Origin of the sequence: Celeribacter sp. (genome assembly GCF_048266405.1) — a bacterium.
Taxonomy (GTDB): Bacteria; Pseudomonadota; Alphaproteobacteria; order Rhodobacterales; family Rhodobacteraceae; genus Celeribacter.
Genome location: NZ_JBLWZO010000007.1, coordinates 96,469 through 123,155 on the forward strand (window position 1 = coordinate 96,469; position 26,687 = coordinate 123,155).

Consider the following 26,687-nt stretch of genomic DNA (forward strand, 5'->3'; position numbering starts at 1 on the left):
GACAGATTAGCCTTCGCCGTAGGGCACCCAAACCGTTTTGATCTCGGTTGAATGGGCAAGCCATTCCCGCGCGGGATAGCTGCGGCTCTGGCCGTTGTTCACCCATGTGCGTTTCAAATTGCCCGCGCTTTCGCGCTCGATCGTGGATGACAGATCGGCGGAGGAAAACGACCAGACAGCATCGACGTTCAAGTGACCAGCGAGAGGCTTGGCCAACTCGCTGTGGCTGCCCGTAAGGATGTTTACCACGCCCGCAGGCACGTCGGATGTGTCGAGCACCTGATAGAAATCGGTGGCGGCGAGCGGATAGGCCTCGGAGGCCACGGCGACCACGCGGTTGCCCATCGCGATGGCAGGGGCGATCACGTCGATCAGGCCGCCAAGCGGGCGATCATCACAGAATGCGCCGATCACGCCAACGGGGTCTTTCATCGCGAGGGCCACGCCGCGCATTGGCACGGGCTTGGCCGAGCTGTCGTATTTGTCGCACCACGCTGCAAAGGTGAACAGTGTCGAAATGGCCTCTTCGACCTCTGCCTGTGCCTTGCCGTTTGGTGTGCCTGTGAGGGCCGAAATCCGTGCGGCAAATTCGTCGCTGCGCGCAGAGAGGTTCTCACCCACATAATACAGAATTTGCGCCCGCAAATGCGCGGTGGCTTTGCTCCACCCCTTTGCTGCGTGCGCGGCCTCGACAGCGTTGCGCACGTCCTTGCGGTTGGCCAGTGACGCATGACCGAGCAGTTTGCCTTTGGGGGAGAAGACCGCCTCAGAGTAACCTCCGTCAGGGCGCGATTGTTTGCCTCCGATGTAGAGTTTCGAGGTGCGGTCGAGATCGAGGACGGCCACGGCGTCGGGCTTGAGATGCTTGGTCGCTGGCTTGATTGCCACGGTTTTGCCCGCGGGTTTGGTGTAGGCCATCATGCCTTCCCATCCGCCCTCGCGACCAAATCCGCTTTCACGCACGCCGCCAAATCCGGCTGCTGCATCGAACATATTCGCGCCGTTGATCCAAACCACACCTGCGGCCAGTTTTGGCGCAATGTCGAGCGCAAGGTTGATGTTTTCGGACCACACGGATGCGGCCAAACCGTATCGCGTGTCGTTGGCGACCTGCACGGCCTCGGCGGGCGTGCGGAAGGTGGTGGAAACCAGAACAGGCCCGAAGATTTCTTCCTGCATCAACATGGACGAGCTATGCAATCCCGTGACCAAGGTGGGCGGGTAATAGCAGCCCTCGGGCGCGGAGCAGGGTTGATGAACCGTGCCTTCTGCCCCGCCCTTGGCCATCAGCTCTTTGATGCGATTAAGCTGTACAGGATCAACGATTGCGCCCACGTCGATACATTTATCAAGCGGGTTGCCAATGCGCAGTTTTGACATGCGTTCGATCAGGCGGCGATGGAAGTCCTCCGCGATGCCCTCTTGGACCAAGAGGCGCGATCCTGCACAGCAGACCTGCCCTTGGTTGAAAAAGATCGCATCGACTAATCCTTCGATAGCGCTGTCCAGATCGGCGTCCTCGAACACGATGTATGGGGATTTCCCGCCCAGCTCCAAGGTGAGCGATTTGCCCGTTCCGGCGGTGGCCGTCCGAATGGCGCGTCCGACGCCTGTCGATCCGGTAAAGGCGATTTTATCGACGTCAGAGGCGACCAAAGCCGCACCTGTGTCCCCGTCGCCCGTGATGATGTTGACCACGCCCTTGGGCAGACCTGCCTCGGTGCAAATCTCGGCAAAGACCATCGCAGTCAGCGATGTGTATTCCGCAGGTTTGAGAACCACGGTGTTGCCCGCTGCAATCGCGGGCGCAATTTTCCAAGCGAGCATCAACAGCGGGAAGTTCCACGGGATGATCTGACCGCAAACGCCAAGCGGCTCGCGGTCGCTCATTTCAGTGTCCATCAACTGGGCAATGCCCGCGTGATAGTAGAAATGTCGCGCGACCAGAGGGATATCAACGTCGCGGGCTTCGCGGATCGGCTTGCCGTTGTCCAAGGTTTCCATGACTGACAAAAGCCGCGCATGTTTTTGCACGAGCCGCGCGATGGCATAGAGAAACTTGGCGCGTTTGTGCCCGCCCAATTTGGCCCATTTGGGTTGTGCCTTACGTGCTGCGGCAACTGCGGCGGCGACCTCGTCCGGCGTGGATTTTGTCAGCCCTGCGAGACGTTCGCCTGTGGCGGGGTTCATCACGTCGATGTCGGCGCGTAGTGGCCCCCATGTCCCATCCACGTAGTTGCCCGCGATACCGCCACGGTTTGCAATCCATGCCAAGGCTTCGCTCGCACTTTCGGGAGCAGCGCCATAGTCCATCGTCTCGAAAATATCTTTAACGGTCATATCTTTGGTCCTTCTGGCGGGCTTAACCGATGGGGTGACGCCAAGCGGCGGAATAGTGGCCTGTCACGTGGTGCTCAAGCTGGCGTTCGATATCGCCCAACAGCGACGATGCGCCAAAGCGGAACAGGTGGGGAGATAGCCAGTGGTTGCCCAACTCCTCTTTGATTAGCGACAGGTAGACAAGAGAGTCTTTCGCTTTGGAAATGCCTCCTGCGGGTTTGTAACCGACGCGGTATCCCGTGCGCTCATAATAATCGCGGATGGCGCGGATCATGGTGAGCGAGACGGGCAGGGTGGCATTGACGCTTTCCTTGCCTGTCGAGGTCTTGATGAAATCCGCACCTGCCATCATGCACACATAAGAGGCGCGGGCGACATTGCGCAGCGAGCCCAGTTCACCCGTGGCCAGGATTGCTTTGACATGGGCCTCGCCGCAGGCCTCGCGAAAGGCGCGCATCTCGTCATAAAGGGCTTGCCAATTTCCCGTAAGGACATGGCGGCGCGAAATCACGATGTCGATCTCCTTGGCGCCTGCCTTCACGCTTTCTTCGATCTCTTTGACGCGCAAATGGAACGGCGACAGACCCGCCGGAAATCCCGTGGACACGGCTGCAACAGGAATGCCTGTGCCATCCAAAGCCGCCACAGCCGTTTCCACCATGTCGTGATACACACAGACCGCACCGGTGGTGATAGGGGGCATGTCGAGAGCGGCCATGATGTCGGCCCGCACAGGATGCGCGGCCTTGGCGCAGAGCCGTTTGACGCGCCCTGCCGTGTCGTCGCCCGACAGGGTGGTCAGGTCGATCATGGTGATCGCTTTGAGCAGCCATGCCGCTTGGTGGTCTTTTTTGACGCTTCTGCGGCCAGGCAAGGTCGCGCAACGCCGCTCGATGGCGGAGGTGTTGGCTTGCACGCCGCGCACCCAGTCAAGGTCGAGGTCCATGCCGGGATTGCGCGGCTCGTGGAGTTGCGGAAGCTGCGAAATAGCCTCGGGCGTGTCGGTGCGAGGGGCGGAGGTCTGTGTGGCGGTCATCGGGTGATCCTTCTTTCCGCGTCAAATCTGACAGGTCTTGAGAATAAAGACAAGAATTTGACCCGTTGGTCAAACGGGTTGAATGACGCCCTTCTGATTTTTCTCGCGATAGCGACGCGGCGTCATGTTGAATTGCGCCCGAAACAGGCGGTGAAAATGGCTCATGTTGGAAATGCCGAGGGATTCGGCGATTTCCGCAAGCGAGTCGGGTGTGCCCGCCAAGAGCCGTGCGGCGTGATCCATACGGCGGGCGTTGATGTAGTCGGATGGCGTCATGGCGAAGTATTTTTGCATCGAGCGCGAGACATGCGCATGTGATTTTCCTGTGGCGGCCACAAGACCCGCTGCGCCGTCCTGAAATGTGTCGGGGTCGTCCGCGGCAATCAATGCCGTTTTGAGCCATGCGGGGACGCCATCGGGCATCTTTCGGGTGTCGCCTACAAGCTCCGAGATCAGGGGCAGCAAAAACGCCTCAAGGGATAGTGTCGTGCGGGGGGCAGACTCAAGAGTGACAGCCGCAGAAGATAGCCGTGACAAGGCGCGGATACCGCGATGCAGAAGCACGGGCGCATGTCCAGATGGCGCGAAAAAGTCGGCGGCCCGTGGATAGCGATTAAGAAGGGCGGTTACCTCGTTCGAGAGCACAATGACATTGACGATGTGACAGGCCTCACCCACGCCTTGCAGCCCATGGGGCGTGTCGCAAGGGACAAACACCAAATCACCTTCGATCAAAGTGTGCTTGTGATCCTCTAGATGGAGACGGGCTTTGCCATTCACCAACCAGAAAAGCTCATGGTAGTCTTGGGTGTGCAATGCTTTGGGGCGCGCGCGATTCAAAACCGCACGTGAGACGTGGAACGTCGCTCCATTGTCCAAGATATCTGATTGGCGAAGGTGAATATGTGGCATGCTTCAGCTTACCACATTTTACGCCCTATAGTATCATTTAGATTTATATGGGGCGGTTTTCGTGTCTTTTATTGATTAAGGCCCAGATCCTCGGCGACTTGCTGCGGCTGAATGACTGTGATGCCATCACGTTTGGAGAGGGCTGCGATGTCCTCGTCATATCCCGCTGTGATCTCTTCGAGATCGTCTTCGTTCCATCCTGGAATGCCTTCGGCGGGACCGACGATGTCGACCTGTTCGTATTTGTCGAGAAACGCGAGGGCGATCCGCTCAAAGGCTTCGGTGGTCGTGGGGGGAAATTTCTGTGCATAAGCGTAAAGACGTTCGCTACCCTCATGAGATAACATGCTGCGGACTGCGGATAGCGGCGAGCGCATAGTGACATCATCGCCCAAATCGCCCAGATGGCGTAAAATACGCACCCATACCAGCGGGGCATCTTCTTCTGTCCATAGTGAGATAGGCACATCGGGGAGGGCTTCCTGTGTGCGGTCGATGCAGGGGAGCCATGAAACCTCATGCGCGGGAACGTGTTTGGTAAACCAATTCGCCTGACCCGCTGCGCGTCCCTTGTCGAGAAGGCTGCCGACAAAGGTTGCGGGATTGATAATCGACATGGATAGACGCACATCCGAGCCTGTAAACACGTTTGCGACACGCCGCACACGATCGGCAATACCCGCGTAGAGCATGCGTTCTTCAAATGCCTGTTCAAGGGGGCCAGACCACCGTTCATCGATCATGATGAGGCCACTGGCATCGGTTTGTCCTGCGGTGAGCGTTTTGAGGAATGCTTCGCTGTCCTCAGGGGCGGCCGGTTGACCGTTCAGGCGCTGGACTATGTCGTCGATCTGTGCGCGGTAAGCAGTGACGGGAGGGGCGATGACGTCGTGGCGGCGATACACGCGTTCATTTTTGCGTACTGCCTTTAGTAAGCGGGTCGTGTTGGTGAAATGCACCCCGATATGTAGATGGACTTTCATCAGTTTGCCTCCTCTTTCACACGCCTTAGTGTGCTGTTTCTCCGCGCTCAACCGTAAAGAAGAATTTTTCCTTCGGGTCTTTGTCGACCACCTCATCCGGGACGCATTCGGGCCCGTTCAGGAAGACATTGGCCCCGAAATGGGTATGCAAGCGACTGAGCTTTTCCAGCCGTGGGCCCGTCAGTTCGTTGTAGAACTTTGTATAGGTCTCGGTGGCTCGTAGTTCGGCAATCTTCGCGCTGTGCGCCGCAACGCAGGCCTTATGTTGGGCCGCGATCTCCGGGTCGGACATAAGACGGTCAAATTCGGCACGCAGTTTCGGGATCATGCGCTGTATGGATGTCTCTTGCTCGAAATTGTTATTCATCCGAAACCAGTATGCAAGGCCTTGATCACGATCCACGTGGTTCACACGCCCACGGTCACGTTTGACCAAGAAGCTCTCCGCCGAGCGAACGGCGTAGTGATTGAGTTGCACCAGATCGTAGCCGTAGGTCGCCGAGGTGGAGCGCCATGCGTTGCGAAACTCTGTGCGCGGCATGGGTTTACCTGACCCGTTATACCACCGGATTTTGTCCCAAATTTGAGGTTTGAGACCCTTGGGGCGGTGAACCCCGAATTTTTTGAACAGGCCGATATTCTTGAATAGGGTTTTAAAGCCCCATGCTTGGTGCGGTTTGTTGGCGAATTCAGGGGCGGCGCGGTCGAATTGCTCAAGTAGAAAGCTGTCTTCGTACTCATGAACGTTCGCATTGCCAAACAGACGCCACGTGCAGGAAATCAGGTTTGCATCAGGTAGCGCGTCGAACAGCGCACTCATGGTGCCGTCGCCGACTTTGACGTTGATGAACTCGTCCACATCCATCGAAATGGCCCAATCCACATTTGCGACAACCTCTTCATGCTCGGCGGCTTGGAGTGCGGCGTGCTGTGGTTTGAGGCCTGTGCCTTTGAACGGGTTTTCGCGGTGCTGCACGTATCCCTTTTCCTGAAGCAGATCGAGGAAGGTGTCGGTCCCGTCGGTGCAGTCATTGGTGTAGACCAAGAACCCCTCGACCCCGATGGCGCGGTGATAGGCGAGCCACTCAAGGATGAACGGCCCCTCGTTTTTCATACAGGTGACAATGGCCACAGAGTTGTCACCGCGTGGCGGCTTGGACACGGTTTCCTCGGGCATCAAGACGGGCTGATAGCCCCATTCGGCCTCTGACATCTCTATGAGTGGCGCATGTTCGATCAGTGAGGATTTCGGAACGATTTTAGACACGGAGGGGGCGCGATGGCGAAGTCCCATAAAGCGGTAGAACTCATACCCTGCTTTGGGGGACGCACCGCCGACGCGGATCAGACGGAAAACCGACCCTGATGACAGACGGGCAGGGGCGGCACACCACCGCGCACGGCGGCGGGTTTCGTCAAACTGAATGCAAATGTGATCGGCAAAGGACGGCTCGTTGCCCTTTACGCGCCATGGGTAGGCCTGACGCCCGAGCAGCTGCACCACACCGTTCGGTGCCGTCTGTGCGAGATCGAACATTGTGAGGTCGCCGCTTTTGGGCACGAGATCATAGACCTCGATATTGGCAACGGCGCGTGCCTGTTCGAGGTATTTGCGTCGCAATAGTTCATAGACCAAAACATCGGCCAGCGGCGCAGACCATGCATCGTTTGCGGGGATGTCCATGCGGTCTTTCCCCGGTGCGCCAGGGGTTGAAAACGGATGCGCTTCGGGGGGGAGACTGTCCTTGCCGAGCGGAACAGTTGCGTGAAGGTGGAGCACGACAAGATCGGCGTCGAGCGCGGCAACCCCGTCTTGTAGCTCTTGGGTAAAGGCCGCATTCGCGTCGGGATCTGCGCGATCGAGGATGATCGCCCCTGTGAGCCCTTGATGGGTGATGTGAAAGCGTAGCCAGTCCAACACCATATGCGCGCTCTCGCCGTTACGTGTGGCGAGGGCGACATTGCGTCCGCTCATTAACTCGGGAGTCGGTGTCGAAAACGCGATGGCTCGCGTCTGGTCGCCCACGGGCATTGTTACGGGGCCTGTGGGTGTCGAGCCTGTGATCCATGCTGCGCCGCCCACAGATTTGATCTCCGCTTTGGAGAGCAGATTTCGAGCGACGCGTTCGGTCAGACCACTGGCGTGATGAAAGAAAAGCTCCGTGGTCTCGCCCGACACAAGGGCATCGAGCAAGATAACATCCCCAAAGACTTGTGCCTTTAGGGTGTGTGCGACGTAATTAGCCATCGGTCTTTTTGCTCTCCGCGTTCTTTAGCATTTCGATGTGCGCCATAAACCGCGCCCCTGACGGGGCAACCGAGGTCGGTATGAGTTCACACTGCCAGAACAAGTCTACGATTTCTTTGTCTTTTTTGAGGCGGGACAGGCGGTCGCGGTGATAGGCCACACAGGCGTCATGCATCGCGTCAAACGCGGCCAATCCCGCACGCTCCTTGCGGCTGGCGTCAAGCATCGGTGCGATCCTTTTGTCTTCAACCGTGTTGAAATTGCGCAGCGCCCAATAGCCTGCATCAACGGGCTTTCTGAAATGGTTTGGCAGCCCGCGATCCGATTTCAGAATGAACTCTTCGATGGAGCGCACGGAGTAGTGGTTCAGCCACGCACGCTCGTCTTGCTGTGGCACGCCGAGTAAGTGAATCAGCGCTTCCAATTCATTGAATTTGTCGTGGGCGGGTTTGCCCGACGCGAGCCACCATGTGGCGCGACCTTTGGGGCGATGAACGCCCAATCCGTTAAAGGATTGTGGTCTGTGTAGCGACTTGAACAGATGCGCCAAGGGCACGGGTATTCCGTTTGCACTGCCCTTCGTAAATCGCTCTGTGACGGGGCGGTCTACCCACTCGGAATGCCCCCCGTTTCCGAACAGATGCCATCGCAGCGGCACAGCGTCGGCTTCTGCGGGCAACAGGGTTTCGAGGGTCGTCCCCTCTGTCAGGACAAGGTATTCGTCGGCGTCAAAAAAGAGCGCCATGTCGGCGTCGCGATATGCCGGATGTTCTTGCAAAAGGCGCAGGGCTTGCCATTGCACGGCTTTGCCCGCTTTCGGTGAGAACCGCAGATGCGTGATAATTCCCGCCTCATCCAAGGCGTCAAGCATAGCGTCCGATCCGTCGAGACAGTCATGTGATGCAATGACGAAATGGGTGAAACCGTGGGCGCGGTGGTGGGCAATCCAATCGAGAAGCCACGGACCTTCGTCGCGGACACATGTGATCCCAACTGCACTCAAACTCGTATCCACCTGTTATCCCAAGGCCGGTTTGCACCTGTGGCTCACCGCTTGAGACGCCTGTTTTTATGGCCTGATTGGTCTCATATGGGTGGCGTTAAGTCAAGTTGGGTGGGGGCTGTTCTATGTATAATGACAATGCTTTACGCTTTGGGGAGGCATGGGTAGTCTAAGGAAAATTGAATGCGGTTGCCTTCCGATATGCGTAGATAGGTGACTAATGCCATGCTATCCATGGGGCAAAGTAACGAGGGGCGCCTACGGCGCTAAGGGCATTATTATGGTGAAACAACTCCCAGAAATCGCGTCTCTTTGGATCGGTGGGCGATTGAGTTGGCTGGAACAGCTGTGTTTGAAGAGCTTTGCGGATATGGGGCATCACATCACCCTGTATTCCTATGAACCTATTCCTAATGTGCCAAAAGGTGTGCATGTCGCAGATGCCGAGGAGATTTACCCATCTACTCCGATGCTGCGCCACGTGCGCACAGGCAGCCCTGCCATCCATGCTGATATGTGGCGGCTCAATCTGCTCAAGAAAACGGACAAAATTTGGGTCGATGCCGATATGTATTGTCATCGCCCTTTCGATGATCCGTCTGGGTTTGTGTTCGGTTGGGAAAAGCCAGGGTTGGTGTGCAATGCTGTTTTGGGTTTGCCGCGCGAGAGCGAAACGCTCAACGCACTTCTGGACTTTTTCAAAGATGAATACGCCATTGCTCCGTGGTTGAAACCTTGGCAAATCCGTGAATTGGAAGCAGAGCGTGACGCTGGACACCCCGTCCATATGACTGCGCAAAATTGGGGTTTTACAGGCCCTGCCTCCGTGACCTACTTTTTGCAAAAGACGGGAGAGATCGAACATGCGCGCCCTGAAGCTGCATTTTATCCCGTGAGCTATCCAGATCGGAACCATATGATCATTAGCCGTTTCAACGTCGAGGAGCGGTTTACCGACGAGACGCGAGGCGTGCATTTTTGGGCGCGTCGAATGAAGCCGCGGCTCGAGGAGAAAGAAAACAATCGCCCGCGTCGTGGTTCCTACATGGATCGGCTGCTGGATAAGCATGAGATCAACCCTGACGAGGCTCTTATTCCGCCTAAAGTGGTCAAGGCCAAAGTGAGAACGCCCGAGGATGAAGCACTGTTCCGGGCCAAGGTCGGCCTTGCGGCGATAAAAAGCGATGCTTCTATGGATAAGCTTTCCCGTGATTTTCTTGTGGATAAGCAGTTCATAAAGGAATGCCGCGATACCATCGTGCAAAATGCATCCAAGTTATTTGTTCCGGAGGAACGGTAATGGCTCTTTTTGATGAGATGCTGATGAACTATCCGCATCGCCGCCATTTCTTGCAAACTGTGAATTTGCCTGCGTTTGATCCGCCCGAGAGCCGTTTTTTGTATATGAAGATGCACAAAGCTGCATGCACAACGGTGCTTGCAACTTTGATGAAGCACCTCGCTGCGGCGAAGGGCATTGTTGAAGACTTGTCGATGGAGCGTGTCCATGCCCCGCCCAAATCGTTGCTGCTCACGGGGCCGCGCGGTTTGACAAATGCGATGGTTGAGGACGCGGTGCGCAGTGATGATGTGTTCAAATTTACCATTGTACGAGAGCCGATTTCCCGCACGGTGTCGGCATGGGCGGACAAGGTCGATGCGGTGGGTAAGCAACGCGCGAACCTGATGACCTATTTGGGGCGTCCGATTGATGCGCCGATGTCGCTTTCGTCCTTCATAGACATTCTGGCCCATGACGAAGGAGCGCGTAATCTGGATCGTCATTGGCGGTCGCAACGATTGGAAATGTCCTATGATCAAATCCCCTACGACTTTGTGGGTGTGGTTGAGGATATCAAGCCCGCAATGGCGCATATCATCACGGCCATTTTTGGTGGAGATGCAGCAGGTGAGATCGAGGATACCCGCAAGTCATTTGGCCATCAAACCACATCGAAAGACTGGCGTGAGGGTCTGTCCGCACAGGACATCAAAAATCTTGAGACAGCATTTGCGCCCGACCTTGAGATGTATGAGCAGGTGACGCAACGCTTGAAGGAGTGTGCGTAATGGCCGAGGACATTGCTCCAGAGCAAAGCAAAGACGAATGGCGGGCCTCCCTGCGCGAGATCGGGGAGCGTGAAGGCTTCTATGAGGAGTTGGGTCCGCAGCATACCGCACTTTTGGTGAACCGTGGCGATACGTTGATCGTGACGTTCGAGAACCTTGACGATGTCTATTCGCGCGGCGTGGGGAAAATGCCGTGGGGCTACGGATTCGTGGAGAAACGCGGTTGGTCGATGCTTGGCATGATGGCTCACGATTGGACATGGTATCGCGATGAGGCCGTGTTTGATTTCTTTGACCGGCTCAAAGCCGAGGGCTTCTTTGATCGCTACAAGCGGGTGATTTTCTACGGCGCATCTATGGGGGGCTATGCCGCAGCCGCGTTCTCTGCTGCCCATCCCGGCGCGGGGGTTGTCTTGATCTCACCGCAGGCCACTTTGTCACGTCTTGATGCCTCGTGGGAGACGCGCTACCGCAAGGCATGGCCGCGGGATTTTTCTTCTCGCTACGGATACGCGCCTGACATGGTGAAAACGGCTGAATATGTTTACCTGTTCTATGATCCTCTTTCGTCGCTTGATGCGATGCACGCGGCGCTGTTTCGTGGCGATAATATCCGCAAGATGCGATGCCGCTATTTCGGGCACCGCATAGCGTCGCTTTGGGTGCAGCTCGGGATTTTGACGCCTATTGTCGAGGGCGCGATATCTGGCACGCTCACCGACAAGGAATTCTATCATCTGCTGCGCGGTCGCCGTGAAAATCGCCGCTATCAAAAAGAGATGCTGGAGCGGCTCAAGAAGATGCAGCGCCCTGTCTGGGTCGCTCGCTATTGTGAGGCAGTCATTGCGCGCGCTCCGGGGCCAGTCTTCCGCCAAGCGTTAAAAAAGGCGAATGAAGCCCTGGCCAAGCGGTAACGTACAGATGCGGCCCCTAGTGGTCGGGGGTGAATTTGGGGGATGTGACCGAGCCGCGCAAAACCAGATCGGGTGCAATGAGTTGCTCCGTTGGAGCCTGCGCGCCTTCCTTCTTCTCAATCATGTCGAACAGCCGTGAAATGGCAGCTTTCCCTATGATGGAGCGGGGTTGGCGGATCGTGGTGAGCGGGGGGGACACATAGGTGGCCTGTGGCACGTCATCAAACCCAATGACGGAAAAGTCGAGCGGGACGTTGTAATGTCGTGCGGCGAGTGCGTTCATGACGCCAATGGCGGTGGTGTCATTGACGCACATAAAGGCGGTGGGCAACCGATCTCGCATAAACAAAAGCTCGACCGCATGTTGCCCCGATGCTGTTGTTCCGTCGCCGTTGATGATGATCCTGTTTTCCTGCGGGATGCGGGCGCCATCCATTGCTGAATCGAACCCTTGCCGCCGCCGCTGATAAGCGATGCGCATCTGTGTGTCGCCGACAAAGGCAATGGTGCGATGTCCGGCGGCCAATAGGTGTTCGGTGGCTTTACGCCCGCCTGCGCAATCATCGACGCCAACGTAGGGAAATGTCCCGTCCTGAATCGGCTCGAATGCCGCGACAGTGGGCGGCAATGGCATGGCGCTTACGGCGTCGCCTGTGGGAAGGCGGCCTGTGAACAGGATCATGCCTGCGGCTTGGTGTGAGGTGACATATTTCAGGTAATCAATGGCGCGTGCGGGGTCGTTCTGGGTGTGGCCGATCAGAATGGCGTGACCACGTGCGCGGGCCTCGGTTTCTATGCCGATCAAGGTGGATGAGAAATTGGGGTCACCAATGTCAGGAGCTAGAACAAGGATGATATTGGAGCGGCCCATCCGCAGGCTGCGGGCCATCGCATTGGTCGTATAGCCCGTCACAAGGATCGCTTGGTTGACCTTTTTACGGGTGGAGTCGGCAACGCGTTCAGGGGAGTGGACCGCACGGCTGACCGTCGCAATCGAGACGCCTGCAATGCGGGCGACATCTTCAATTGTGGCTTGATCCTTAGGTGCCACCAAAATCTCCCCTTGTTTTGACCTGTTGATGCCAGCTCGTGTTCCCGTAGGGTCATGGCAGAAACGCGGCGCTTTCGCCAGTCTTGCCGACTTTATGTAAACCTTTACATGAATTATGAAAAGGTTTACATACCTTGGAGGGAGAGGTTTAGAAGCTTCTGGGAGGAATGATGACTGACATGCAAGGCGATGCCGGTGCCGTGATTCTGTCTGCGCGCGGAATTTCTAAATCTTTCAATGATGTACCTGTGCTTTTCAGTGTCGACTTCGACATTCGGAAAGGCGAGATACATGCGTTGATGGGGGAGAATGGCGCGGGGAAATCCACGCTTGTCAAAATCCTTTCGGGATTCGAAGCGCCGACGTCAGGTGTGCTGTGCCTTGATGGTGTTGAGGTTGAACTGCCGCCCGATGGCATGGCTGAAGTACTCGGGATCGCTCTGATCCACCAGGAAATGAACCTCGCTGACCATTTGACCGTCACGGAAAGCCTGTTTTTGGGCCGTGAGATCACGCGCTACGGCATGTTGGATCGTAAAACGATGCGGCAAAAGGCACGAGAGGCGCTTGATGAACTAGGCGCGAATATCCACGAAAATACGTTGATTTCCGACCTTACTATTGCCGACAAACAAATGGTGGAGATCGCCAAAGCCATCAGCCGCAATGCGCGGGTGATTTTTATGGACGAGCCAACCGCCGTGCTGTCGCAAGAAGAAGTGGACCGCCTTTTTGTGCAGGTGCGCAAATTGCGCGAGCAGGGCGCGAGCTTCGTTTTTGTTTCGCATAAGCTAGACGAAGTGATGGAGCTGACCGACCGTGTGACTGTCCTGCGCGATGGCCAGTGGATCAAAACAGAAGACACAAGAAATCTCGACAGCGAAATGATCGCGCGGCTTATGGTCGGGCGCGAATTGTCGAGCCTCTATCCGTCCAAATCCGAACCCGATGTCGATGCGCCTGTGGTTCTGAAGGTGGACAATCTGAGCACGGGCTTCGTGAAGAATGCGTCGTTCACTTTGCGCAAGGGTGAGATCCTCGGATTTTCGGGCCTCATCGGTGCGGGCCGCACGGAATTAATGGAAGCGGTCATAGGATTGCATCCGCGTGTCAGTGGCACGGTTGAGGTCAACGGTGTGGCTCTTCATGCAGGAGATATGAAGACCGCAACGGCAATGGGTCTCGCCTATATGACCAAAGACCGCAAAGGGAAGGGGCTTTTGCTCGATGAGGGGATGACCCCGAATCTGACGCTGCAATCACTTGACCGTCACGCGCGTCGAGGCCTTCTGTCGCCCGCGAGCGAAGTGCAGGCTATGGGGCGGGCAAAGCGCCGGTTTGATATCCGCGTCCGAGATACCCGCGTCGCCGCCGGACGCATGTCAGGGGGCAATCAACAAAAGCTCCTTTTGGCCAAGATCATGGAAACCGAGCCCGGGATCGTCATCATCGATGAACCCACGCGCGGGATTGATGTCGGCACCAAACAACAGATTTACCAATTCATCTCCGTGCTTGCCCATGAGGGGCACTCGGTCATCGTTATCTCATCGGAAATGCCAGAAATCATTGGCCTTTGCGCCCGCGTGGCCGTGATGCGAGAGGGCGCTCTTGTCGAGGTTCTCGACGGGGATGACGTCAATGAAAACCAGATTATGCGCGCGGCTGCTGGGCTGCGCAAAGCAAGTTAAGCGGCGAAAAGACCGCCAAAGGGAGAGAGACGTGAGCCAAACACCAAACGCAGAGGGCAAAGTTGCCAAATCACGCCTTGAGGGTATGGATATGCGGGCCATCGCCCCGTTCATCGCACTCGTTTTGCTGTTGATTATCGGCGCGATGGTCAACCCGAATTTTATCTCGGTAACAAACCTGACCAACGTGGCCACCCGCTCGGCCTTTATCGCCATAATCGCGGTTGGGGCGACCTTTGTGATCTCGTCGGGCGACCTTGATTTGTCGGTCGGTTCAATGGTGGCCTTTGTTGCTTCCGTGATGATCCTGTTCATGAATTCCAACATTATCGAAAACCCCTATCTGATGATTGTGGCCGCGATGGTGTTGGCCTCTATTCTTGGGGCGGCATGTGGCTTTCTCAACGGCGCGGTGACGACATGGGGGCGTATTGAACCGTTCATTGTGACACTCGGTACGATGGGGATTTATCGCGGCCTGACCACATGGTTGAGCCAAGGAGGAGCGATTACGCTCAGCTCCATGGAACAACAGGACGCCTATCGTCCGGTGTATTTCGCGCGGTTTCTCGGTCTTCCGATCCCGATCTGGATCATCCTTGCCGTGACTATTGTCGCCGCCGTTATCATGTATCGCACACGCTACGGTCGCCATGTGGTTGCCGTGGGCTCCAACCGCGATGTTGCGCGTTATTCGGGCATCAATGTGGACCGCGTGCGCATGGCTGCCTTCATCATCCAAGGGATCTGTGTGGCGATTGCGGTGATCCTTTATGTGCCGCGTCTCGGGTCCACATCCGCCACAACGGGGACAATGTGGGAGCTACAGGCGATCACCGCAGTGGTTGTTGGCGGTACCGCGCTCAAAGGTGGCGCAGGGCGTGTTTGGGGCACCATCTGTGGCGCTTTCATTCTCGAACTTGTGGGTAACATCATGCTGCTTTCGAGCTTCATTTCCGAATACCTGCTCGGCGCTATTCAAGGCGCGATCATCATCATTGCAATGCTTGTGCAGCGTTCGCTGTCGCGCAAGGCATAATGGGCCGAAACGGACGCCGGCCCGTGTTAAAGCGTCCAAACTTGGGAGGAAGAACATGAGAAAATCTGTAATGGCTGTCGCTCTTGCGTCAGTATCTTTTGTCGGAACCGCGTTTGCGGATGACATGAAAATCGGGGTCTCCATTCCCGCCGCCGACCATGGTTGGACTGCGGGTGTGGTTTACCACGCCAACCGCATCGCCGAGAAACTTGAAGCGGCTTATCCTGACCTCGACGTGATCGTCAAAACCTCGCCCGATCCCGCATCGCAGGCCAACGCAATTCAGGATTTGGAAATCCAAGGCATCGACGCTCTCGTCATTTTGCCAACCAACCCTGATCCGCTTGTTAACGCGATCAAGGAAGTGAAGAACAAAGGCACCTTCGTGGCCCTTGTTGACCGCGCTCCGTCCAACAACGACCTGTCCGTGCGCGATCTCTACGTTGCCGGCAACAACTTCGCTCTGGGCGAAGTGGCAGGCGATTACATCGAAAGCCGCACGCCTGATGCCAAAGTGGTCGTCATCCGTGGCATGCCCATCCCGATCGACCAAGAGCGCCAAGATGGGTTTGACGCAGGTATCAAAGGGTCCAACATCGAGATTCTCGACCGTCAGTTCGGCAACTGGAACCGCGATGATGCGTTCAAAGTCATGCAGGACTTCTTGACCAAATACGAGCACATCGACGCAGTTTGGTGCCAAGATGACGATATGTCTGTGGGTGTTCTTCAGGCCATCGAACAATCCCAACGCACCGACATTCAATATGTCATCGGCGGTGCCGGATCGAAAGACATGATCAAACGTGTCATGGATGGCGATCCGATGATCCCCGTGGATGTTCTCTATCCGCCTGCGATGATCGGCACCGCGATGGAAATGACTGCTGCAGCCCTGTTCGACAATGTGCCAACAGCGGGTGTTTACACCATCGACGCGACCTTGGTCACACCCGAGAACGCCGAGCATTACTACTTCCCCGACAGCCCGTTCTAAGGCCGTCAATCGAATCAAAGAAACGGGGGTGCAATTGCGCCCCCGTTTTTTGTTTAGGTGTGTGTGAAGACAGGGATCAATCTACCGCTTCCCGCGACTTCTCTTCCCGCCTCGCATGCCGCCACGGCCACCTGTGCTGCGGCCGCTTGCAGTTTTGGAGGTTTCTACGGCAGCGTCGACAGTGGATTGGCGGGCGAGTGGGTCATCGGCGATGGTGAGTTCCACCGCTTCCAGACGTTTGACCTCGTCGCGCAGTCGGGCGGCTTCCTCGAATTCGAGGTTTTCGGCGGCTTTGCGCATGTCTGCCCGCAGACCGTCCAGAACGGCCTGTAGGTTCTGACCTGCCATCGGGGTGTCTACTGTTGCAGTGACGCGGTTCATGTCGACGTCGCCTTTGTAGAGACCCGCCAGAATGTCCTCGACATTCTTCTTGACCGTCTGCGGTGTGATGCCGTGTTTCTTATTATAGGCTATTTGCTTTTCGCGACGTCGCTCGGTTTCGCCCATAGCGCGTTCCATCGAGCCTGTGATCTTGTCTGCGTAGAGGATCACGCGGCCATCGGCGTTACGCGCGGCCCGTCCGATGGTCTGGATCAGCGATGTCTCGGAGCGCAGGAAACCCTCTTTGTCTGCGTCCAAAATGGCGACGAGGCCACATTCGGGAATGTCGAGACCCTCGCGCAGCAGGTTGATCCCGATGAGCACGTCAAACGCGCCAAGGCGCAGGTCGCGTAGGATTTCGATCCGCTCGATCGTGTCGATGTCGGAGTGCATGTAGCGCACGCGGATGCCCTGTTCGTGCAGGTACTCGGTCAGGTCTTCGGACATGCGTTTGGTCAGCGTGGTGACCAAGACACGCGAGTCCTTGGCCGCCTGTTTGCGGCATTCGTCGAGAAGATCGTCCACCTGCGTATCTACGGGACGGATTTCCACGACAGGATCGAGCAGGCCTGTGGGGCGGATGATCTGTTCAGTGAAGACGCCGCCTGTTTGTTCCAATTCCCACGATGCGGGCGTAGCGGAGACAAAGACCGATTGCGGGCGCATGGCGTCCCATTCCTCGAACTTCAACGGACGGTTGTCCATGCAGGATGGCAGGCGGAACCCGTGTTCGGCGAGCGTCATTTTGCGTCTAAAGTCGCCCTTATACATGCCGCCAATTTGCGGCACGGACACGTGGCTCTCATCGGCAAAGACAATAGCGTGGTCGGGGATGAATTCGAACAAGGTGGGCGGCGGCTCTCCTGGTGCGCGGCCCGTGAGATAGCGTGAATAGTTCTCGATACCGTTGCACACGCCCGTCGCCTCCAACATCTCGATGTCAAAGTTACAGCGCTGTTCAAGGCGCTGCGCCTCAAGCAATTTGCCCTCGTTGTTAAACTGGTCGAGGCGCATACGCAGTTCTTTTTTGATCTCTTGCACCGCTTGTTTCATCGTCTTCTGCGGCGTGACATAGTGCGAGTTGGCGTAGACGCGGACCTGTTTGAAGGTGTCGGTCTTTTCACCCGTGAGCGGATCAAACTCGGTAATGCTCTCTAATTCTTCTCCAAAGAACGACAGCTTCCACGCGCGGTCGTCCAAGTGAGCCGGCCAGATTTCGAGACTGTCCCCGCGCACGCGGAAGGTGCCGCGGGCAAAGGCGTGGTCATTGCGTTTGTAGGCCTGTGCGATGAGGTCGCCCATGATGTCGCGTTGGTTGTATTCATGGCCCACATGGAGGTCTTGTGTCATTGCGCCGTAGGTCTCGACCGAGCCGATGCCGTAGATGCACGACACCGAGGCCACGATGATCACATCGTCGCGTTCCAACAGGGCACGGGTGGCCGAGTGGCGCATTCGGTCAATCTGTTCGTTGATCTGTGACTCCTTCTCGATGAAGGTATCGGAGCGCGCGACATAGGCCTCGGGTTGGTAGTAGTCGTAGTAGGAGACAAAATACTCGACCGCGTTTTCGGGAAAGAAGCCTTTGAATTCGCCATATAGCTGTGCGGCGAGGGTTTTGTTCGGGGCGAGGATAATGGCGGGGCGTTGGGTTTCTTCAATGACCTTGGCCATTGTGAAGGTCTTCCCTGTCCCTGTGGCCCCAAGAAGCACCTGATCGCGCTCGCCTGCATTGATCGCTGCTGAAATCTCCTTGATTGCAGTTGGTTGGTCTCCTGCGGGTTCAAAATCTGTGTGCAGCACAAACCGTTTCCCGCCCTCCAGTTTGGGACGGTTTTTCACATCGGGGGCAGGAGAGTGCAGGATCGGTTGGTCCATGTCGGGTCCTTCGCTCGGGCGAGAAATGGCGGCAAGTTGTGTGTCTTGAGCGGCTCCCAACAAATGATCCCTTTTTGTTCCCGTTTCAAGGGGGTGGGGACGTGTGGGCAAAGGTTAATGAAGTATTGCCCCTTTAGGGGTACTTTTAAATAAAAAATACAACCTTAGGTAAAATTAGAGCTTGCTTTGATTTAAATCGTGCGGCTAAGGTAAAGGGGCAAGCAGCAATACGACTGATCTGGTTTTGGGGGCAACACCCCACCCACCCCAAGCTCCCACCCCAAAGTCAGATCAGTCCCCCCCCTTGCCTTCCATCCATGTTCCCTATCGTGAGAAGATGCCCGTTGTGTATGGCATGGGACATTTTGCGTGTGTTCCCCCTCAACGGAGGGCTTGAAACGCAGGCCAGAACGGAGGATAACCTCACCAGAAACAAAGAGGAGTCGTCGATGCGCGCTCGTATTTATCAGCCCGCCCGCAACGCCATGCAGTCTGGCCAAGCCAAAACCAAAGAATGGATTTTGGACTTTGCGCCTGCCGCAGCTCGCGATATCGACCCGCTGATGGGGTGGACCTCATCCACGGATACGCAAACACAAGTGCGCATGAAGTTCGACAGCAAGGATGCTGCGATTGCCTACGCGTCGGAGAAGGGCATCGACTACATTGTCCAAGAGCCGCACAAACGCGCCCATAACGTGCGCCCAGGTGGCTACGGTGACAACTTCGCCACCAACCGCAAGCAGATCTGGACGCACTAGTTTGGTGTAAATCGGGTTAAAGTTGTCTCGGAATCGGGCCAAAGATTCCGCGAGGGCGACGTTTAATCTATATGTTGTGTTTTTGTTCCTGATGTGCGCAATTTATGGTTAAGTGTTGCATTGGCGGTGAAAGCACCTTCAATATGAACATCAGGGCTGATCATCTGACCGTAAATTTTACCGAACCCAGATTTTGCCGCCATCTGATGGTCCGCCTCCTGGACGCGTCGTTCGACACCAAGTGCGGATTGTGTTGAAAAACTCTTTGCTGCACCTGCAAATTTTCGAAACGCGGAAAACCGTTCCCCGACGAGTCCATTGCGCCCTATGACGCCGCTGGAATTAGGGTAATTCGAAACTTTGTTCTTCCCAATATGCCCCCAATGCGCTGTACGGGAGTTTTTCAACAGTATCCGCCCTGTGCCGCATGCAGCGAATGACGTTAACGGTTATTCATAGCACGCGGTAGTTTTTTACTCCCCTGAGAGACTGTTTAGAAACTCCGTCCAACGCAAGTCGTCCCGAAAATTTAGGATGCCGTTTTTGCGGTGGGCCGCTTTGCGAAGTCGTGCTTTCTCGGGAAGAAATTCTTGTTGTTCGACCCGTTCGGACGGTTGTGGGTGAATTCTCTACAGCATCAGCTAATCTCGATCATTCATACAAAACAGGGCTCTGTCGCCTCCGATACGTTGGCATTTTTGCTTGTGTCACCATTTGTCGACATTATCTCGGCATCTTACTTTTTTGCTAATATATCAACAGCTTGATATCTTATTTAGCAGGAGGGAGTCGATCATCGTTGACGCCAGTGCGGACGTCGCGCTATTCATCCTACCAATGGATTCGCCGACAGACCAAGGGAGGAGGGGCTGTGGCAGACGCAAGACGCACAGGTTGGAGGCCCGGCTCGGCTCAGGTTGCAGAAGGTATTGGCAAGGCCATTATCGACGGCACTTACGCGGTCGGAGAGAAGCTGCCTTTGGAGGCTGATCTGGCGCATCAATACAATGCTTCGCGCAATACCCTGCGCGAAGCCATGCGGCTGCTCGCGGCGAAGAACCTTGTGGAAATTGCCCCGCGACGTGGCACGGTCGTTCGCCAACGCTCGGCGTGGAATGTACTCGATAGCGACGTACTGGAATGGTCCGCCGATCAGTTGCTCAATGACCCGACCTTCATGGAAGAATTCGTGCGTATGCGTTTCGTGATCGAACCCGCTGCCGCGCAGGAAGCCGCGCGTAACGCGACCGAAGCGGAGATCGCGACCATCCGCTCAGCCTACGAGACCATAGAGCGGCTTATCGACCATCAGGATGTGCCTGAGTGTCTTGAAGCCGATCTGGCGTTCCACATCGCCGTTGCGGATGCGACAGGCAACAGGTTTCTGAAATCCGTGGCGCATTCGATCACCTACGCGATGCGTCTTAATTTCCAGCGTCTTTTCGAGGCACCGCACAACCTCACGGACAACCTCGAAAACCACCGCCTCGTCATGGAGGCGATTGCAGACCGCGATCCCTTTGAGGCGCATTCGGCGGCGCTGGAACTGCTCGCAAAAGCGCACGCCGCCACGCGCAACCTTTTCGACGACCCACCATAGGGGCGTCGGTCGACCAACGACCCAACCTGAAAATCATGGATAATGAGGAGATAACCCATGAAAAGAAACGCACTTGCATCCACCGTTGCAGCACTCGCCGTTTTGGCGGGGCCAGCATTCGCAGATTATCCCGAACGCCCCATCACCTTGATCGTGCCATGGTCCGCAGGCGGTGGCACCGACGCTGTTGGCCGCATGGTCGCAGAAGGTCTGAGCGGTGAACTGGGCACGCCAGTGAACGTTGTGAATCGTACGGGCGCTGGCGGCATCGTCGGGCACACCGCGATGATCGAAGCTGATGCAGATGGTTATACCATCGGTCTGGCAACGGCAGAAATCACCACCTATGCAGCCATCGGAACTTCGGAGATTTCCGCCGATGACATGACGGCCATCGGGCTTGTGAACTTCGACGCCTCGGCCTTTAACGTGCGCGCCGATAGCGAATGGGGTGATGCCAAGGAAGCACTCGCGGACATCGCGGCCAATCCAGGTGAATACAAGGCGTCGGGTTTCCCTGTCGGCGCGGCCTATCACCTCGCCTTTGCCTCCTTCCTCAACCAGAACGGCGTCGATCCTACCAACATCGTGGTTGTTCCCAGCCAAGGCGCCGCTCCCGGTTTCCAGGAACTTGTTGCTGGCGGTGTCGCCATCGTTCCGTCCTCCCTGCCTGAAGCAGCGTCGATGCGCGATGCGGGTCTGGTGAAGACTTTGGCTGTGTTGTCGGCAGAACGTCTTGATGCCTATCCCGATGTCCCGACTGCTGCAGAGGCTGTCGGCACGGCCTCCGTGGGTGGCACGTGGCGTGGTGTGGTGGGGCCCAAGGGGCTTGACCAAGAGATCACTGTGACGCTCGAAGAGGCGCTGTCAAAAGTCTACCAAAGCGAAGAGTTTCAGGAATTCATGGCCAATCGCGGCTTTGGAGTGAGCTGGCTCGGCGTAGAGGACTTCGCCGCGTTCATGACTGAGGCAACGGCAAACAACGCCGATGTCATCGGCAAGCTCGGCCTGAGCCAGTAACCTCTGGGGGTCCGCAAATGAAACTGAATGACGCCATACTCGGGACGGTTTTTATCCTGATCGCAGCATTGGTGCTGTTTCAGGTGCGGACCTTTCCCACACTTCCAAACCAACCCTACGGGCCGGGGACATTCCCGGGCATCATCGCGGCGGTCATGGTGCTATGTGGCGGCGCGTTGGTTCTCAATGGGGTGAGATCGCAGGCCCCACTTGTGACGCTGTCGGGCTGGATCCGCACGCCTGGTGCCGCGGGACGCATGGCGGCGATGCTTGCCTTCGTGGTGCTCTACATATTCCTGAGTAAACCCATTGGCTTCCCGCTTCTCGTTCCTGTGCTCCTGACTGCGCTGCTGTGCATCATGCAGGTGCGAGTGGCACTTGCGGTGCCCATTGCACTCGTGACGACGGGGGCCATCTGGCTGCTGTTTGCGAAACTCCTGATGGTGCCGCTGCCTTTGGGACTGCTCACTGAGGTGATTTACTGATGGACGGATCTCTTCTGGCGGGCTTCGCGCAAGTCCTGCAACCAAGTGTTTTCCTGATCATTGTGGGGGCGGCGACCTACGGGTTGCTGATCGGCTCGATCCCCGGATTGACCGCAACGATGGGCACGGCGCTATTGGTGCCGTTGACCTTCTTCCTTGACCCGATCCCTGCGATCGGAGCGATTGTCGCGGCGACCACCACGGCCATCTTCGCGGGTGATATTCCAGGGGCCTTGCTGCGCATTCCAGGCACGCCAGCCTCGGCTGCCTATACAGACGAAGCTTACAAAATGCGCCAGAACGGAGAGGTCGAGTTGGCGCTTGGCGTGAACCTGATGTGTTCGACGATTGGCGGGCTTGTCGGGGTGGCGATCCTGATCATGGCCGCGCCGCAAATCGCACGGTTCTCGCTGGGCTTTTCGAGCTACGAGTACTTCTTCCTCGCGCTTTTGGGCCTGTCCAGCGCCATCCTTGTCAGCAACGGTCCGCGCGTCAAAGGTGTGCTGGCGCTTTGTGCAGGGTTGATGTTGTCGACCATTGGCATTGATGTGGTGATGGGCATTCGGCGCTTCACCTTTGGGGACACCGAATTGATCGGCGGGATTTCGATTATTCCCGTGCTGATCGGGATGTTCGCCATTACCGAGATCCTGCGCAAATCCGCAGCCCCCTCCGACCTGCCGCCCACGCCGCCCCTGCGGGTACGTGCAGCGATCTCGGGAGTGCTCGGAATACTATGGACCTATAAGGGCGGGGTGGCGCGATCGTCGCTCATGGGCAGCGCTATCGGTGCCCTGCCTGGCGCGGGGGCGGATATTGCCTCGTGGATTGCCTTTGCCCTGTCCAAGAAATTTTCCCGCACGCCAGAGAAATTCGGAACGGGCCATCCCGAAGGGATCGTCAGCGCCTCAAGCGCGAACAACGCGGCCCTGTCGGGGGCATATGTTCCCAGCCTTGTCTTCGGCATTCCTGGCGACACGATCACCGCCATCCTGATTGGCGTGCTGTTGATGAAGGGGATCACCCCTGGGCCGATGGTCTTTGTCATGGACACGGGGCTGGTGAACGCGATTTTTGCTGTGTTCATCCTCGCGAACCTGCTGATGTTGCCGCTGGGTCTGGGCGCTATCATGGTCTCGCGCCACCTGCTCTCGTTGCGCCAGAACATCCTGTTCCCGATCATCCTGCTCTTCTGTGTCGTCGGGGCGTTTGCGGCCAACAACACGCTGTTTGATGTCTGGGTGTTGCTGATCCTCGGGCTTGTGGCCTTCGTGCTGGAAGAGAACGACTTCCCGCTGGCGCCCATGATCCTCGCCCTGATCCTTGGGCCGCTGATTGAAGAGAACTTCATGAAGTCGGTGATCAAGGCCGACGGCAACCTACTTGAATTCTTCGCGCGTCCGATTGCGGGCACGCTCGGCACGATCACGCTGCTCATTTGGGCACTGATGATTGTGCTCTCCCTTCGCCAGAGTTTCAAAAAACGCACAAGGAAATCGACGACATGACGCGCAAAGTAGTGGTTATCGGCGGCACCAGTGGCATTGGCCGCGCAATTGCGACGGGGTTTCTCGACGCGGGCGATGATGTCACCGTGACGGGCCTCGAGGCTGTGGACGACTTGCCTGATAGCATGACGCAGGCGGTGTTGGATGTTAGGAACAGCGAGGCTGTGACGGATTTTTTCGCGCCGATGGAGCGGCTGGATGTGCTCGTCAATTGTGCGGGCGTCATTCGGCGCGGCGGGGCGGAGTTTACCCACGACGGCTTTGCTGATGTTGTGGATATCAATCTCAACGGGTCGCAACGCTGCTGCATCGCCGCCCATGGCGCGCTTAAGGCGACGTCGGGATGCGTGATCAACACCGCCTCGATGCTGACCTACTTCGGTTCCGCCGTTTCGCCCGCCTATGCGGCCTCCAAGGGCGGGATCGGGCAACTCACGCGGTCTCTGGCTTTGGCATGGGCGGGCGATGGTATCCGCGTCAATGCGCTTGCCCCGGGATGGATTTCCACGCCGCTGACCGAAGCCTTGGGCCAAAATCCCGAACGGTCTGCCGCGATCCTCGAACGGACCCCAATGGGACGCTGGGGGCGGCCTGAAGATCTTGTTGGTCCTGCCATGTTCCTTGCGTCTTCGGCTGCAGGGTTCGTGACCGGAGCAATTCTACCAGTCGATGGCGGATACGCCGCAGCTTAAGAACATAAGGAAAAAGACGATGAGCAAGCTCTACGATAGTGATGAGGCGCTTTTTGCCCTGATGCGTGAGCGTCTGTTCACGGCCGTGATCGGTGATGTGATGGACGTTATGGGCCTGCGCAAGCAGTTCCTGCCCGCAGGCATTTCGCCCCTGCAACAGACCAGCAAGATGGCTGGGCGCGCGATGCCCGTGTTGGAGGCCGACATCTTCGATGACGGGGACGAAGGCTCGCGCGGGCCTCTGGCGAACAAGCCTTTTGGTCTCATGTTGGAGGCGCTCGACGATCTCAAAGCAGGCGAGGTCTATGTCGCCACTGGTTCGTCGCTGCGCTACGCGTTGTGGGGCGAATTGATGACAACGCGCGCGCTTCATCTCAAGGCGGCGGGGGCTGTGCTCGACGGTTATGTGCGCGATGCGGACGGCATCGAAAGCCAAGGGTTTCCGACCTTCTGTCGCGGTGTTTACGCGCAGGATCAGGGTGTGCGCGGCAAGGTCATGGATTTCCGAACCGCCATCGAAATCGACGGAATTCGTATCGAAACAGGCACGTTGATCTATGGCGACCGCGAGGGCGTTTTGATCATCCCGAAAGAGGCCGAAGAAGAAGTCATTCACCGTGCGTTGGAGAAGGCCGAAACGGAAAACACAGTTGGCGAGGCAATCCGCAAGGGCATGTCGGCTGTCGATGCACTCGAAACATATGGCGTTATGTGAGGTAGAACCATGACACAGACCGATGACGAAAAAAGGATGCCCTACCAGCTCGAAATGCCCAAGGACGCAGGGGAGGATATCGTCATCCCTCACGCCGTTCCGCAGGACGAGAGGGTCTGGGTTCCGCAGGCGGAGAATGTCTATTTCCGTCCGCTGTGCCTAAATGCCTCGCAAGGCTATTGGGTCAACGTTCTCAAGGTAACAAAAGGTGGCGTACTCAGCCGTCACCGTCACCCGCAGCCCGTGCATGGTTATGTCCTCAAGGGCCGCTGGCACTACCTCGAACACGACTGGACGGCCGAAGAAGGGGGCTACGTCTACGAGCCTCCTGGTGAGACCCACACCCTCGTCGTTCCCGATGACGTGCCCGAAATGATGACTCTGTTTCAGGTGAACGGCGTGATGTGTTACGTCGACCCTTGGGGCAAGCAGACGGGTTTTGAGGATGTGTTTACCAAGATCGACATGTGCCGCGCGCATTATGAGGCCGTCGGTCTCGGCGCGGATTATGTCGATCAGTTTATCCGCTAGCCTTTGTGCCTTTGGCGGCCTCTAACGATTTCGGAGGTCGTCAATTGCGAGCAAAATTATCTCGCGCATCTTTTGGCGAGCAAGGTCGGAGTCTTGTTGTCGTATGGCTTGCAGGACCTCCATGTGGATGCGCAGGGCGGGGGAGAGATCCTCTACCGCGTCGGCCGTGATCAGAAGTACATGTTCGATGGCCGCGCGCAGGGATTTCGAAAACTGGCGGAACGCGGGGTTGTGTGTGGCGGCCACGACCTGTTGGTGAAAATTGGCATCCGCTTCCAGAAAATCGTCGCGGGTGGCGGCGTCGCGCATAGCGTCAACGGTTGCCCCGATCGCGGCAATTTCGGGCAGGTTGGCACGTGCCGCGGCCAGCGCTGCGGCCTCGGGTTCGATGGCTAGACGGATTTCGAGAATGGAAGCTTCCAGCTCGGGATCATGAGGTTGCGCCCCGATCCAGCCGAGCACTTTGGGGTCGAGAATGTTCCACTCCGATTTGGGTCGAACCAATGTGCCGACCCGCCGTCGCGACGAGAGTAGCCCTTTCTCGGCTAGAAATTTAAGGGCCTCGCGCACCGCGCTCCGGCTCAATCCGTAAGTGGTGGCAAGCTCGACTTCGGGCAGGAACTTGCTGCGCGGCGGACGTTGTCCGCTCACGATTTCCTGTCCGAGCATCTCGATCAGGTCATCCGTTGTCTTACAATGCCGCGCTTCCATTTTTGCCTCGTCAAACCCGTAAGGATAAACCAGTCGTTTCTTCGTCGTTACACCCGACAATGTCCAGAGAAACACATACAAATCTACAAAACAATCAAAAGGTCTGATTTTAATGGTTGAA

24 protein-coding genes are annotated in these 26,687 nt (G+C 56.9%); 14 read left to right on the plus strand and 10 right to left on the minus strand.

All coding sequences use genetic code 11. The annotated features are described in order from the left end of the window. Positions 1-6: 6 nt before the first annotated feature. From ACN0TS_RS13665 to ACN0TS_RS13690, 6 genes are all read right to left on the minus strand, one after another. Complete coding sequence (locus tag ACN0TS_RS13665) at positions 7-2,340, minus strand: aldehyde dehydrogenase family protein (RefSeq protein ID WP_417259916.1); 2,334 nt, start codon at positions 2,338-2,340, stop codon at positions 7-9. Positions 2,341-2,362: 22 nt separating this feature from the next. Further along, on the minus strand, positions 2,363-3,376 hold the full coding sequence (deoC, locus tag ACN0TS_RS13670) for a deoxyribose-phosphate aldolase (protein WP_417259917.1): 1,014 nt from the start codon (positions 3,374-3,376) through the stop codon (positions 2,363-2,365). Positions 3,377-3,445: 69 nt separating this feature from the next. Continuing rightward, positions 3,446-4,288 carry a helix-turn-helix domain-containing protein gene (locus ACN0TS_RS13675; protein ID WP_417259918.1) on the minus strand — a complete coding sequence of 281 codons (843 nt, stop codon included), beginning with the start codon at positions 4,286-4,288 and terminating at the stop codon, positions 3,446-3,448. 68 nt (positions 4,289-4,356) lie between these two features. Continuing rightward, the gene (locus ACN0TS_RS13680; protein WP_417259919.1) at positions 4,357-5,271 is read right to left on the minus strand and encodes a hypothetical protein; all 915 of its coding nucleotides are present in this window, start codon (positions 5,269-5,271) and stop codon (positions 4,357-4,359) included. A 25-nt stretch (positions 5,272-5,296) separates the two neighbouring features. Further along, complete coding sequence (locus ACN0TS_RS13685; protein WP_417259920.1) at positions 5,297-7,519, minus strand: glycosyltransferase family 2 protein; 2,223 nt, start codon at positions 7,517-7,519, stop codon at positions 5,297-5,299. Then, on the minus strand, positions 7,512-8,522 hold the full coding sequence (locus ACN0TS_RS13690) for a glycosyltransferase family 2 protein (RefSeq protein WP_417259921.1): 1,011 nt from the start codon (positions 8,520-8,522) through the stop codon (positions 7,512-7,514). Before ACN0TS_RS13690 ends, ACN0TS_RS13685 begins: the two co-directional genes overlap by 8 nt. 280 nt (positions 8,523-8,802) lie before the next feature. Here ACN0TS_RS13690 and ACN0TS_RS13695 point away from each other — a divergent pair, with 280 nt between their 5' ends. The 3 genes from ACN0TS_RS13695 to ACN0TS_RS13705 are packed head-to-tail and all read left to right on the plus strand — an operon-like array spanning position 8,803 to position 11,506. Continuing rightward, positions 8,803-9,822, plus strand: a complete 1,020-nt coding sequence (locus ACN0TS_RS13695) for a hypothetical protein (RefSeq protein WP_417259922.1) — start codon at positions 8,803-8,805, stop codon at positions 9,820-9,822. After that, positions 9,822-10,592 carry a sulfotransferase family 2 domain-containing protein gene (locus tag ACN0TS_RS13700; RefSeq protein WP_417259923.1) on the plus strand — a complete coding sequence of 257 codons (771 nt, stop codon included), beginning with the start codon at positions 9,822-9,824 and terminating at the stop codon, positions 10,590-10,592. The genes ACN0TS_RS13695 and ACN0TS_RS13700 overlap by 1 nt, the downstream gene beginning before the upstream one ends. Continuing rightward, positions 10,592-11,506, plus strand: coding sequence for a phosphoadenosine phosphosulfate reductase (locus tag ACN0TS_RS13705; RefSeq protein WP_417259924.1), 915 nt, complete (start codon positions 10,592-10,594; stop codon positions 11,504-11,506). Before ACN0TS_RS13700 ends, ACN0TS_RS13705 begins: the two co-directional genes overlap by 1 nt. A gap of 16 nt (positions 11,507-11,522) precedes the next feature. Here the strand turns inward: ACN0TS_RS13705 and ACN0TS_RS13710 are convergent, their stop codons facing one another. Further along, positions 11,523-12,557 carry a LacI family DNA-binding transcriptional regulator gene (locus ACN0TS_RS13710; protein WP_417259925.1) on the minus strand — a complete coding sequence of 345 codons (1,035 nt, stop codon included), beginning with the start codon at positions 12,555-12,557 and terminating at the stop codon, positions 11,523-11,525. A 170-nt stretch (positions 12,558-12,727) separates the two neighbouring features. Here ACN0TS_RS13710 and ACN0TS_RS13715 point away from each other — a divergent pair, with 170 nt between their 5' ends. From ACN0TS_RS13715 to ACN0TS_RS13725, 3 genes are read left to right on the plus strand one after another with little or no spacing between them, the layout of a single operon-like run. After that, positions 12,728-14,248, plus strand: coding sequence for a sugar ABC transporter ATP-binding protein (locus ACN0TS_RS13715; protein WP_417259926.1), 1,521 nt, complete (start codon positions 12,728-12,730; stop codon positions 14,246-14,248). A 31-nt stretch (positions 14,249-14,279) separates the two neighbouring features. Continuing rightward, positions 14,280-15,287 (plus strand): ABC transporter permease, encoded by a 1,008-nt coding sequence (locus ACN0TS_RS13720; RefSeq protein ID WP_417259927.1) that lies wholly within the window; start codon positions 14,280-14,282, stop codon positions 15,285-15,287. Positions 15,288-15,342: 55 nt separating this feature from the next. Next, on the plus strand, positions 15,343-16,284 hold the full coding sequence (locus ACN0TS_RS13725; protein ID WP_417259928.1) for a substrate-binding domain-containing protein: 942 nt from the start codon (positions 15,343-15,345) through the stop codon (positions 16,282-16,284). Positions 16,285-16,365: 81 nt separating this feature from the next. Here the strand turns inward: ACN0TS_RS13725 and uvrB are convergent, their stop codons facing one another. Next, positions 16,366-18,543 carry an excinuclease ABC subunit UvrB gene (uvrB, locus tag ACN0TS_RS13730; protein WP_417259929.1) on the minus strand — a complete coding sequence of 726 codons (2,178 nt, stop codon included), beginning with the start codon at positions 18,541-18,543 and terminating at the stop codon, positions 16,366-16,368. 449 nt (positions 18,544-18,992) lie between these two features. Here uvrB and ACN0TS_RS13735 point away from each other — a divergent pair, with 449 nt between their 5' ends. Beyond that, a complete protein-coding gene (locus ACN0TS_RS13735) occupies positions 18,993-19,304 on the plus strand; it encodes an ETC complex I subunit (RefSeq protein WP_417259930.1) in 312 nt (103 codons plus the stop codon). A 62-nt stretch (positions 19,305-19,366) separates the two neighbouring features. On the opposite strand, the gene ACN0TS_RS13740 is transcribed toward ACN0TS_RS13735, so the two are convergent. Then, on the minus strand, positions 19,367-19,711 hold the full coding sequence (locus ACN0TS_RS13740) for a hypothetical protein (RefSeq protein ID WP_417259931.1): 345 nt from the start codon (positions 19,709-19,711) through the stop codon (positions 19,367-19,369). A 464-nt stretch (positions 19,712-20,175) separates the two neighbouring features. On the opposite strand from ACN0TS_RS13740, the gene ACN0TS_RS13745 reads away from it, so the two are divergent. The 7 genes from ACN0TS_RS13745 to ACN0TS_RS13775 are packed head-to-tail and all read left to right on the plus strand — an operon-like array spanning position 20,176 to position 25,855. After that, the gene (locus ACN0TS_RS13745; protein WP_417259932.1) at positions 20,176-20,904 is read left to right on the plus strand and encodes a FadR/GntR family transcriptional regulator; all 729 of its coding nucleotides are present in this window, start codon (positions 20,176-20,178) and stop codon (positions 20,902-20,904) included. Between the two features lie 57 nt (positions 20,905-20,961). Next, entirely contained in the window at positions 20,962-21,924 is a 963-nt protein-coding gene (locus ACN0TS_RS13750; RefSeq protein WP_417259933.1) for a Bug family tripartite tricarboxylate transporter substrate binding protein, read from the plus strand. 17 nt (positions 21,925-21,941) lie between these two features. Further along, positions 21,942-22,409 (plus strand): tripartite tricarboxylate transporter TctB family protein, encoded by a 468-nt coding sequence (locus tag ACN0TS_RS13755; RefSeq protein WP_417259934.1) that lies wholly within the window; start codon positions 21,942-21,944, stop codon positions 22,407-22,409. Further along, positions 22,409-23,917: a tripartite tricarboxylate transporter permease gene (locus tag ACN0TS_RS13760; RefSeq protein WP_417259935.1), complete on the plus strand. Its 1,509-nt coding sequence runs from the start codon at positions 22,409-22,411 to the stop codon at positions 23,915-23,917. Before ACN0TS_RS13755 ends, ACN0TS_RS13760 begins: the two co-directional genes overlap by 1 nt. Beyond that, complete coding sequence (locus ACN0TS_RS13765; RefSeq protein ID WP_417259936.1) at positions 23,914-24,609, plus strand: SDR family NAD(P)-dependent oxidoreductase; 696 nt, start codon at positions 23,914-23,916, stop codon at positions 24,607-24,609. The genes ACN0TS_RS13760 and ACN0TS_RS13765 overlap by 4 nt, the downstream gene beginning before the upstream one ends. Before the next feature lie 19 nt (positions 24,610-24,628). After that, positions 24,629-25,324, plus strand: a complete 696-nt coding sequence (locus ACN0TS_RS13770) for an RraA family protein (protein ID WP_417259937.1) — start codon at positions 24,629-24,631, stop codon at positions 25,322-25,324. Between the two features lie 9 nt (positions 25,325-25,333). Next, positions 25,334-25,855 carry a 2,4'-dihydroxyacetophenone dioxygenase family protein gene (locus ACN0TS_RS13775; protein WP_417259938.1) on the plus strand — a complete coding sequence of 174 codons (522 nt, stop codon included), beginning with the start codon at positions 25,334-25,336 and terminating at the stop codon, positions 25,853-25,855. A gap of 21 nt (positions 25,856-25,876) precedes the next feature. Here ACN0TS_RS13775 and ACN0TS_RS13780 read toward each other — a convergent pair whose 3' ends face one another. Next, complete coding sequence (locus ACN0TS_RS13780) at positions 25,877-26,641, minus strand: FadR/GntR family transcriptional regulator (protein WP_417259939.1); 765 nt, start codon at positions 26,639-26,641, stop codon at positions 25,877-25,879. Between the last annotated feature and the right edge of the window lie 46 nt (positions 26,642-26,687).

What these genes read in the sequence shown, in the direction of transcription:
- ACN0TS_RS13750 (WP_417259933.1), top strand. Translation starts at nt 20,962, where the DNA reads ATGAAAAGAAACGCACTTGCATCCACCGTTGCAGCACTCGCCGTTTTG.
- ACN0TS_RS13685 (WP_417259920.1), bottom strand. Translation starts at nt 7,519, where the DNA reads ATGGCTAATTACGTCGCACACACCCTAAAGGCACAAGTCTTTGGGGAT.
- ACN0TS_RS13695 (WP_417259922.1), top strand. Translation starts at nt 8,803, where the DNA reads ATGGTGAAACAACTCCCAGAAATCGCGTCTCTTTGGATCGGTGGGCGA.
- ACN0TS_RS13715 (WP_417259926.1), top strand. Translation starts at nt 12,728, where the DNA reads ATGACTGACATGCAAGGCGATGCCGGTGCCGTGATTCTGTCTGCGCGC.
- uvrB (WP_417259929.1), bottom strand. Translation starts at nt 18,543, where the DNA reads ATGGACCAACCGATCCTGCACTCTCCTGCCCCCGATGTGAAAAACCGT.
- ACN0TS_RS13735 (WP_417259930.1), top strand. Translation starts at nt 18,993, where the DNA reads ATGCGCGCTCGTATTTATCAGCCCGCCCGCAACGCCATGCAGTCTGGC.
- ACN0TS_RS13675 (WP_417259918.1), bottom strand. Translation starts at nt 4,288, where the DNA reads ATGCCACATATTCACCTTCGCCAATCAGATATCTTGGACAATGGAGCG.
- ACN0TS_RS13760 (WP_417259935.1), top strand. Translation starts at nt 22,409, where the DNA reads ATGGACGGATCTCTTCTGGCGGGCTTCGCGCAAGTCCTGCAACCAAGT.
- deoC (WP_417259917.1), bottom strand. Translation starts at nt 3,376, where the DNA reads ATGACCGCCACACAGACCTCCGCCCCTCGCACCGACACGCCCGAGGCT.
- ACN0TS_RS13680 (WP_417259919.1), bottom strand. Translation starts at nt 5,271, where the DNA reads ATGAAAGTCCATCTACATATCGGGGTGCATTTCACCAACACGACCCGC.
- ACN0TS_RS13765 (WP_417259936.1), top strand. Translation starts at nt 23,914, where the DNA reads ATGACGCGCAAAGTAGTGGTTATCGGCGGCACCAGTGGCATTGGCCGC.
- ACN0TS_RS13665 (WP_417259916.1), bottom strand. Translation starts at nt 2,340, where the DNA reads ATGACCGTTAAAGATATTTTCGAGACGATGGACTATGGCGCTGCTCCC.
- ACN0TS_RS13700 (WP_417259923.1), top strand. Translation starts at nt 9,822, where the DNA reads ATGGCTCTTTTTGATGAGATGCTGATGAACTATCCGCATCGCCGCCAT.
- ACN0TS_RS13775 (WP_417259938.1), top strand. Translation starts at nt 25,334, where the DNA reads ATGACACAGACCGATGACGAAAAAAGGATGCCCTACCAGCTCGAAATG.
- ACN0TS_RS13755 (WP_417259934.1), top strand. Translation starts at nt 21,942, where the DNA reads ATGAAACTGAATGACGCCATACTCGGGACGGTTTTTATCCTGATCGCA.
- ACN0TS_RS13725 (WP_417259928.1), top strand. Translation starts at nt 15,343, where the DNA reads ATGAGAAAATCTGTAATGGCTGTCGCTCTTGCGTCAGTATCTTTTGTC.
- ACN0TS_RS13705 (WP_417259924.1), top strand. Translation starts at nt 10,592, where the DNA reads ATGGCCGAGGACATTGCTCCAGAGCAAAGCAAAGACGAATGGCGGGCC.
- ACN0TS_RS13770 (WP_417259937.1), top strand. Translation starts at nt 24,629, where the DNA reads ATGAGCAAGCTCTACGATAGTGATGAGGCGCTTTTTGCCCTGATGCGT.